Raw genomic sequence first — 8,485 nt, 5'->3', positions numbered from 1 at the left:
GCTAGAGCATGATGTATTTACACGGAAACATAGCCTGAGTTTTTGAAGTAGTTGGTGCACTCCGCCTCGGAGAAGAGATCGAGGAGTTCACCAACCTTCCGCCAGGTTGCCTCCACGTCACGAGGCTCTGCGGCTCGCATGAGGTGTTTGAGTTTGGCGAAGACTTGCTCGATCGGGTTGAGGTCAGGGCTGTAGGGCGGCAGGAAGATACGGTGGGCGCCTCTGGCCCGGATAGCTTGGCGAGCCGCTTTGCCCTTGTGGCTGCCAAGATTGTCGAGAACGACGATCTCGCCCGGTGCGAGGGTGGGTGCCAACACCTTCTCGACGTACAGCGTGAAGAGTTCACCATTGATAGGGCCATCAATCACCCAAGGCGCACTGATCCGATCGTGACGCAGCGCCGCGATGAAGGTCATGGTCTTCCAATGGCCGAAAGGTGCAGATGCTTGGAGGCGCTGTCCACAAGGCCCCCAGCCGCGTAGCGGCGCCATATTGGTCTTGATCCACGTCTCGTCGATAAAAACCAACCGTGCGACATCGATCCTGCCTTGATGCGCTTTCCAGCGGGTCCGCTTACGTGCGACGTCTGGGCGATCCTGCTCGGCTGGTAGAAGCGTTTTTTTTGAAGCTGAGCCCCTCGGCGTGAACAAAAGTCCACACCGCCCGCACGTCTGTCTTGATCCCCCGTGCAGCCAGCTCCTGCGTCAGCTTGCGCAAGGTGAATGGCCCCGAGCGAATGCGTTTGCGCAGCCAGTCGGCGTTGGCATCCGACAGAACCCGCTTCTTGTGGCCGCCGATCTGGCCGGGCGCCAGGCCTCCGGTATCACGCCTTAGGTTCTTCCACTTCGTCACGCAGGAGGGGCTGATCTGTAGCGCCTCTGCGATCGAACGAACCGTCTCGCCCGCGTCAGCGCGAGCCAAGGCGCGTTCACGGATGTCTTCCGAATAGGGACGCGTCATCCATGCTGGCCTCCCCCACCCAGCATGGAGTTTGAATCAGAAATCGCCCCCTCTGGGAACCCCGATTCCAGTCAAAAACAACATGCTCTAGTCAATGCTTGCGTTGGCCGCCACGAACTCTGCTCAGGAAGATTCGAATGCGGAGAGAGCGTTGGATTGGTGATCGGCGCTTTGGCGTCAATTACTTTGATGGCACGTATCTGCACGCAGATCCTTTCAAACGCCTCGATTGACCTGCAAGGTGTGCCGATATCCGATCCGTCTCTGCTTATGGTCTCGGAGAACAGCCCGTATATGTGAGTGCTAGGCCGCTCTAACGCTGCTGGTACGCCCTAAGCGTACGGTGGCACGTTCACTAGCGTACCTATCAGGCGCAGAAGGGCCTGGTGCTCGGGTCCTTTCGGCTCACTTCGCAAGAAATCGCCGAGTTCAATGTGTGTCAGTCGGCCGCCAGAAGGCGCATTTGGCTGATGAATGATGAAAGCATGTCCATTGGCCGGCTCGCGTCCCAGAAACCAAGCGTCGCCGTTGGTACTACGATATAGCTCACGTCGTTCGCTCATCTGACGCTCCTTGTGGGCTAAAGCTTCAAAGTTCATCTGGCCGGTTTCCCCGCTCGCAGATCGCGGCGGCGGAGAAACGCCTGCGTATCAGCTAAGCCCGACTCCTCTGCTTACCTCGCGGGCTTCTCCTGGCGCGAGTCCAACAGTCAGGCCGAGCGCTGCAGCTTGCTCCAGGGCGGTGCCCCCGCGATCGATTAGTTTGGCGGTCCATCCCTCCGGGATGGCATCCAAGACGAGCTGAACGGCCTCTTCTTCCGTACCGGCTGCTAACCAAAACCGGCACTCGCCATCGTCAGTAGTGACCTGCAGAAGATGCGCTTCCATGCATGTGAACAGCCAAAGCCATACTTGGTTGCTATCCCCCTACTCGCGCCGCACGTCCTAGGGCGGCTCTGCCTACGTGAGCCACGGTGGCGGCTTCCAGGGATCGAGCCCAGGAAGCACCGCGGCGGCATTAACGAGACGTTCGACAAGGTCCGCGCCGGCTTCGAGGCGGCATGGCAGAGGTGGCTGGCAACGCGGTCCGAGATCGATTACGAGGCTTGGCGCAGCTAGCGCGACTGGACCGCCTGGAAGAACTGCATGCACAGGCTGGCTCTGCCGTTGCCGACTCAACGGCCGGACGGGAACGCCCGCTGCTTTTGCGGTGAGATGGTCACCATCCGCACTCTGGATGGCCTGCTGAGGCCGCGCTGAGGAACCGGCAAAAGAGGTTTGTGATCGATGGCGAGGCCGTGATCCTGAGTTTGCCGCCCTTGGCTCCGGAATGACGCCTAGTTGGTTCTCCAACCGTACAGGTCGGCCCAGAGCGGTTCGGACTTGTCGAGGAAATCGGTGAAAGCGGCGCTCTCGAGAACTTCAATCTCGCGGGGCTCGTTGTTGTGAAGTTGTGCTGTAGCTGAGCCGGCCACTGACCACTGCGAAGCGGACAGCGAGCTCGCCGAGAAACGCTTGTTGCCCTGGCGTAAGGCGGGGCCCACGCTGATGCAGCATCAAAGCCGGTCACTTCAGCGAACGCGGGCAGCCGGCCATCCGGCGACACGGGAAGCGGAAGGTGAGCGACATTGAGCATGTCACTCAGAAGGTTAAGGGTGCTTTCTATTTTGGTTTGCCCGCGACGTGGGAGCACGACGAACCTGTTTCTGTTTTTTTAAACGAACTGGGCCATCGGGCTTGCGAAGACAGGGGAGGCGAGTTTCGCCAGAATTTGTCTGACGCTCCACGAGACGGTCCGCCTGCGCGAGCTCCTGGTTTATTGGATGGCTCCACCCCTTGAAAGGCGCCCGGGAGCATCTAGATACATCCACACACCATCCAGACGGATGGTGCAGGGATGTTTCACTATGGCCGGAAATGCACACGAGCTGCGACCCAAGGCCCCCGACACCGAGAAGATCACGATCAACCTTGGCTATGTCGACCTCGGTCATGTCGATCTCATGGTGCAGGAAGGGTTCTATTCGAACAGGACCGATTTCATCCGGACAGCAATCCGGAACCAGCTCGAGCGACACGTAGAGGTCGTCAGACAATCCACGGCCCGGAAGAACTTGGACCTCGGGCTGCGCAACTACACACGCGAGGATCTCGAAGCGGCGCGGCGCGCCGGCGAAATGCTGCAGATCAATGTTTTGGGCTTAGCCACCATCGCCCAGGACGTCACTCCCGAGTTGGCGCGCGCCACGATCGCGTCGGTTTCGGTGCTGGGGGCCCTACACGCCACTCCCGCGGTCAAGGCCGCTCTCGCCGACAGAACGAGGTGAACGATGCTGAATCAAGACATAGTCCGCGAAGCAACCCGCCTCACGCGTGCCGGCCAACTGGTCGAAGCCACCGCGCTGCTGCAGCGCATGCTCCAGGGCGATCGCGCTCCAAGACCGGAGTCGCGCAGCGCCTCTCAGGCTCCGCTCTCGCGGCTCGATCCGCTTACCATCGACGCCATGGCCGACGTCGTCGAGGAGCGAGAAGCTCCGCAGGCCTCGTCGGCCCGCTCTGGTCAGGGACGCAGACGCTCCTTACCGCTCGACGGAATGCGGGATTTTTCCGGGCTTGGCCTGCGAAGTCCGATTACGCGCGCTCCTCTGTCGCCATCGGACATCGTGCCCGAGGGCACACGGTTTATCGCCGGTACCTTCAGTAACGCCGCGGGAAGCCGGACCTACAAGCTGTTCATCCCGAGCCGCTGCCAGGGACAACGGCTTCCCCTGATCGTCATGCTTCATGGCTGCACCCAGTCGCCCGACGATTTCGCGGCCGGCACCCGGATGAACTTCCTGGCGGAAGAGCAGAATTGCTTCGTGGCCTATCCTGAGCAGCCGAGCGGAGCCAACCAGTCGAAGTGCTGGAACTGGTTTCGCACCGGTGACCAGCGCCGCGGTGAGGGCGAGCCTTCGATGATCGCCGGCATTACCCGCCAGATCATGCGCGACCATCCGATCGATCCGAAGCGCGTATACGTCGCGGGTCTCTCTGCCGGTGGGGCCGCCGCTGCCATCATGGGCGCCACGTATAGCGACCTATACGCGGCCGTCGGCATTCATTCAGGCCTGGCGTGTGGGGCCGCCAGCGACCTTCCCTCCGCGTTCGTCGCCATGCGGCAGGGAGGCGGCTCCAAGGCAATTGCGGACGGCAAAACTTCTGTGCCGACCATCGTTTTCCATGGCGATCGCGACACAACGGTGCATCCAAAGAATGGCGATCAGATTATCGAGCAGGCCGCCAGGGCAACGAGGCCGACGATGAGGGTGCTGCGCGGACGCGTACCCCACGGCCATGCCTATACTCGCACCGTCCTGATCGACGGGGCCGGTCGGGCGACTTCCGAACACTGGAACATCGATGGCGCCGGACACGCATGGTCAGGCGGCAGCCCCGCCGGGTCCTACACTGACCCGCAAGGGCCGGATGCCACGAGGGAAATGCTGCGCTTCTTCCTCGAGCATTCGCTCGGTGGGTAGTCTGGCTTCTCGGGGCGGCTCAGAGAACGTGCGATTTATCTTAGTTCATTCGACCAACAGTGCACGGGCTTGGAACGCCACGTCACAGAGCCTGTTGTCCTTTCGGAAATGACCGTTGTGGTCGCACCCCCATTTTCTTGGAGCGTCAGATGAGCAAACGCAAAGCGGCGACAGCGGCAAAGCGCGCCCGCAACCCGAAAATGGCCGCGCGGGCCCAACGGAACAAGCAGGCCATTGTTAGAAGCCCGAAAGACAATTCACTTCACTCTGCTGCGGCAGACTCGGTCGAACCGCCTCCTGAGCTTCATGATGATCCTAAACACCAGGTTCCCATCATTGAGCCTGAGGCGGATGCCTTAGTAGGTGACCGCAGCCAGAGAATGACGGATAGCGATCCAACGAAAGGCTTTGCTCTACCGACAGCAAACATGCAGGCGTATCAAGCGAAGCTTCTTGAGATAGCCGGGGCCAACGCGCAATTCGCTTTTGAATTCAGCCTGAGACTTGCGACGATCAGGTCACCAACTGAATTTTTCGGCGTCATTACGGAGTTTACGAGCAGACGGGTCGATATGTTCGCGCGGCATTCGAAAGAACTGGCGGCATATCCGTTCTTGCGGATCAAGCCGCCCCGAGAAGTCACGGCTCTGCCGGGACGATAACTGCAAGCCTTACCCGCTGCGGCAAAGGATGGACGCAAACGCGGATCAAGCACGCGGGTCACGGTTGCTGCTTTCGGCTAGGGAGCGCGACTCACAACGAGGGAGCGGAATCAGCGCCGGCCATTTTGGTGCCGATCTTTGTCTTGACCGCAGTTTCTGCGTGAGGGGCCATCAAACCGCAGTCAGGGGCAAGTGCCTTGCCTTGCGACGCCGCGCTTCAGATGGGCCCATCAAATTGGAACACGCCAAGGATGTCGGGCTCGATTTGCTTCCCTGGCAACCCGCGATTTCTGCGCTGTACCCCAAGAGTTAGCGGACCGAGGCTGCTGGCGCGAGTTGAGGACCCTGCCATCTCCGGGACGCGGGTTCGGAATCAGGTTTGTTCGGAAGATCGGCGGAAGCTGGTGCAAGACGGCGCCTGCGGGTTTTTGCCAATACTTAGCAGGCGGTGCACGCCTACATCTGATCGCGTCGGCGCTCTCGCAGCCTCTGAAAAACCTTCCCGACATGGCGACGAACGTGTCAATGGCGTCGGCGACGCATCGCGGCGGCCGTCCGATATTCCGGATAACTCCGCCGGTGTGTTTTCTCGCTGAGCCGCCCCTCGAGAAAGGCGCGCGCATAGATGCCGGGCGAACTGTGGCCCTGAACCAGGATCAGATCGCCGCCATGGTTCTCCGAAGCTGCCAGGCGGTTCGAGCGCGACGCGCCCATCCTTGACGAGCAGACGACGTCTGTTCTGCTGGCTTATGCATGGCCGGGAAATGTGCGCGAGCTTCGCAATGCCGCCGACCGTTTCGTGTTGGGTGTGCTCGACGGCAAGACGATCAACAAATCCGGCCTTGGCGGCGCGGACGTCTCGTTGCCTCGCCAGCTCGAGAACATCGAACGATTGATCATCGAGGATGCATTGCGCCGCAAGCAGGGCGACGTCCAGACAACAGCTGCGCTGCTCGGCCTCCCCAAGCAGACCTTGTACGACAAGATCAAGCGTCTTGGGGTGAACGTCGACGGCATCAAGGAAGGTTCGAGTCTCCGCCGGGGATTGTGTTCGAGTACGGACGCCGGGATGACGTGCCGCCGACGTTACCCGCCAGCTTGAAGGCCGCGGGACAGACGCGGCGCCGGACCAGGAAACGCACTCCCTGAGATCCCCACGAACTGCCTCAGGCGACAGATCGAATAAGATAAGACGTAGCCGAGTTCCGGGCACCCCTGACCGAGGTCGCACAATCCGAAGAGGCGATCGGGCTCGTCTGGATCGACTTCAGTGATGAGCCACGTGGCTTGTGCGTCCCGTGCGAAAAATTTCGCCACTGGTACGTGGGTCACCGCCGTTGATTTGCGTTCACCAAGAGTTGGACGCGGTCTGCCACCGTGCGGAGATCGACGTTGAACATCAAGCCGCTCCCAGTCAGAGCGTTTGGGTAAATCGACGATTGGATATGTCGCACAATTCATTGGTACAAAGGGCAAATTGGTCGGTCCGGTAAGTCATTGTTTTTGCTACTCTCGATCGGTCGCTCCCTCGGGGGCACCCCGTCGTCTGATCTCGTCCTCGATTTCTTCAAGAAAATCGAGGATCTCGGGAACGTCCATGTCCTCAAGCGCGTCGAGCTTATAACGCTCCACGATCGTCAGTTCAGCCTCTGAAAGAGGTCCGGCCCCATTTTGCATCACCGTCTCCCGGTTTATTGGACGAGCAGGCAGGCGAGACCGACTGATGACGTTCTCATCACCGATAAATGCCTAGGGCCTCGCGGTGACAGGTTTTTGTTAACACCTATGGCGGTACCGAATCTGAGCAAATTTGACCATCTCGCACGAAGCGAATTGGGACAGCCTAGCGCTCGTCCTTGGCGCTGTGATGAAGATTAAAAGCTCTGTCGTACTTGTCGCGGGCTTCGGTACCAACGCTGTATCGGCCAGGCCACCATGAATGTGGTGGATTGTAGTTGTCGTTCTCAGCGTCTGCCTTGGCTTTTTCCTCCAGCTTCTCGGGCGTCCAAAGCGACATTGATCTATCTTTACCCCACATCTTGGGCCTCACTAGTGACTTTACTGCGGCTTATGGCGCCGGCCGCAATTTGAACAAGGTGCCAATCGTCCAACAGCTTCCCGCCAGAATGCCGAATCCATCCCGCATGGTGTGGTCAAAGATGATCGCCCGATCGAGGGCGGCTGGCCCTATCTGTTGTCCTCCCGAATGGGAATCAGGTCTTGGCCGCCGTCTTGGCAATCTCCGTCTCGATGCCGGTGGCGCAAGCCTTGGCGAATGAGTAGTCCATGCTCGTGGACGCCACACTCTTCACGAATTCGCTGACGACGTTTTCTCTGGAATAAGGGCCGGTCGCCTTGAACTTCGCGAGAGCGCCGTCCGCGGCTGTAAACTGAGCGACACACAGCGGTACCAGAACGGACATCCGGCCACTGGTCTCCGCCGAGACCCGCATGACCCTGGCGGACTCCCCGGTGATCCAACCGCCCCAGGCAAATCCAATCGCCATGGTCGCCACCGCGCCGAAAGCAATTCCTTGAAGGAAGCGGGTCCGCGCCTCGCCTTGTAATATTGCAGGAAGCTTCATGATGGTTGCCTTTCGTGAGCGCATGAGGACGTGCACCGGCGCTGCTGACGCACGTTGGTAAAATCCAGTTTTATGATTGCGCCTTCCGATGGCACGTGAGCTGCTACTACGACGACGCGCGGCGACTTCGGAAGTCGCTGCTTCCTGGGCAGCTTCAAGGTGAGCATCTGCCAACCTCTAGCCAAACCTTATATCTTCAGATTGACCGTGTAAATGACGTTCCGCGCGACGAGCCTTCTTGGCTTTGCGCTAGTCAGACGAACTGCTTTGCCAGAGCGTCACGGCTACGACGAGGTGAGAGTAATTGGCGTGTCTGAACTCCTCATCCCAACGGATAAGATCGTACGCGACCTTGTGCGGCGTAAAGGCTCGGAAGTTGAAGCCAGCCGAGAGATGCCGCGCGGCGGCACCATCCAGGCCTTCCTTGGTGACGTCCGTCATACGGCGCCCTTCTGCAAATCCGCTTTCGCTGCTGAACGCGCTTCCGTTCAAGGCCAGCTCCTCGTTCGGACGACGCTGCGCTTCGTAGCAGGGAACAGCCAGTGAAATCGGGGTTCCCGAGCAAAAAATCGAGGTCTGTCCGCTCCTTGCGAGGCCGAGAAAGTTGTAGCTATTGCAGCTCGGGAGGCGCACGCTCTTTCGGGCAGAGATGATATCGATCGGTGCGGTGTGCCGTCGCAATGGTCCGGAAGGCGACCGCACTCCGTCGCTCTCTCGCCGTGTTTGAGAACGACGCAAGGAGCTGTGCGATGAGCAGG

At 59.8% G+C, this 8,485-nt stretch carries 10 protein-coding genes; 4 read left to right on the top strand and 6 right to left on the bottom strand.

The features are described 5' to 3' along the window. Positions 1-17: 17 nt before the first annotated feature. Positions 18-960, bottom strand: a protein-coding gene (locus tag IQ16_RS21870; protein ID WP_145831636.1) for an IS630 family transposase whose coding sequence is annotated in 2 segments (ribosomal slippage) — positions 18-623 and positions 625-960 — 942 coding nt in all. Because the reading frame shifts where the segments join, the coding sequence is not laid out codon by codon here. 1,906 nt (positions 961-2,866) lie between these two features. Between IQ16_RS21870 and IQ16_RS21855 the strand changes: the two genes are divergently transcribed. From IQ16_RS21855 to IQ16_RS21835, 4 genes are all read left to right on the top strand, one after another. Then, on the top strand, positions 2,867-3,286 hold the full coding sequence (locus IQ16_RS21855) for a CopG family transcriptional regulator (RefSeq protein WP_014493169.1): 420 nt from the start codon (positions 2,867-2,869) through the stop codon (positions 3,284-3,286). A 3-nt stretch (positions 3,287-3,289) separates the two neighbouring features. Continuing rightward, positions 3,290-4,480 (top strand): extracellular catalytic domain type 1 short-chain-length polyhydroxyalkanoate depolymerase, encoded by a 1,191-nt coding sequence (locus IQ16_RS21850; RefSeq protein ID WP_014493170.1) that lies wholly within the window; start codon positions 3,290-3,292, stop codon positions 4,478-4,480. A gap of 149 nt (positions 4,481-4,629) precedes the next feature. Continuing rightward, a complete protein-coding gene (locus IQ16_RS21845) occupies positions 4,630-5,142 on the top strand; it encodes a Phasin protein (protein WP_018642482.1) in 513 nt (170 codons plus the stop codon). Positions 5,143-5,797: 655 nt separating this feature from the next. Next, a complete protein-coding gene (locus tag IQ16_RS21835) occupies positions 5,798-6,244 on the top strand; it encodes an AAA-type ATPase lid domain-containing protein (RefSeq protein ID WP_442869946.1) in 447 nt (148 codons plus the stop codon). Here the strand turns inward: IQ16_RS21835 and IQ16_RS47665 are convergent. From IQ16_RS47665 to IQ16_RS21820, 5 genes are all read right to left on the bottom strand, one after another. Beyond that, positions 6,229-6,603 (bottom strand): DUF2958 domain-containing protein, encoded by a 375-nt coding sequence (locus IQ16_RS47665; RefSeq protein ID WP_145831748.1) that lies wholly within the window; start codon positions 6,601-6,603, stop codon positions 6,229-6,231. The genes IQ16_RS21835 and IQ16_RS47665 overlap by 16 nt on opposite strands. A 45-nt stretch (positions 6,604-6,648) precedes the next feature. Further along, positions 6,649-6,819 (bottom strand): hypothetical protein, encoded by a 171-nt coding sequence (locus IQ16_RS45230; protein WP_157785228.1) that lies wholly within the window; start codon positions 6,817-6,819, stop codon positions 6,649-6,651. 166 nt (positions 6,820-6,985) lie between these two features. Then, positions 6,986-7,159 carry a hypothetical protein gene (locus IQ16_RS45225; RefSeq protein WP_157785227.1) on the bottom strand — a complete coding sequence of 58 codons (174 nt, stop codon included), beginning with the start codon at positions 7,157-7,159 and terminating at the stop codon, positions 6,986-6,988. A 196-nt stretch (positions 7,160-7,355) separates the two neighbouring features. Next, on the bottom strand, positions 7,356-7,727 hold the full coding sequence (locus tag IQ16_RS21825) for a hypothetical protein (RefSeq protein WP_145831738.1): 372 nt from the start codon (positions 7,725-7,727) through the stop codon (positions 7,356-7,358). A 249-nt stretch (positions 7,728-7,976) separates the two neighbouring features. Further along, positions 7,977-8,219, bottom strand: a complete 243-nt coding sequence (locus tag IQ16_RS21820) for a hypothetical protein (protein ID WP_244621056.1) — start codon at positions 8,217-8,219, stop codon at positions 7,977-7,979. Positions 8,220-8,485: the final 266 nt, after the last annotated feature.

Origin of the sequence: Bradyrhizobium huanghuaihaiense (assembly GCF_007830635.1) — a bacterium.
In the GTDB taxonomy this organism is placed as follows: domain Bacteria; phylum Pseudomonadota; class Alphaproteobacteria; order Rhizobiales; family Xanthobacteraceae; genus Bradyrhizobium; species Bradyrhizobium huanghuaihaiense.
The sequence above is the reverse complement of the archived record's forward strand: the minus strand, read 5'-3'. Positions and strand labels throughout refer to the sequence as shown.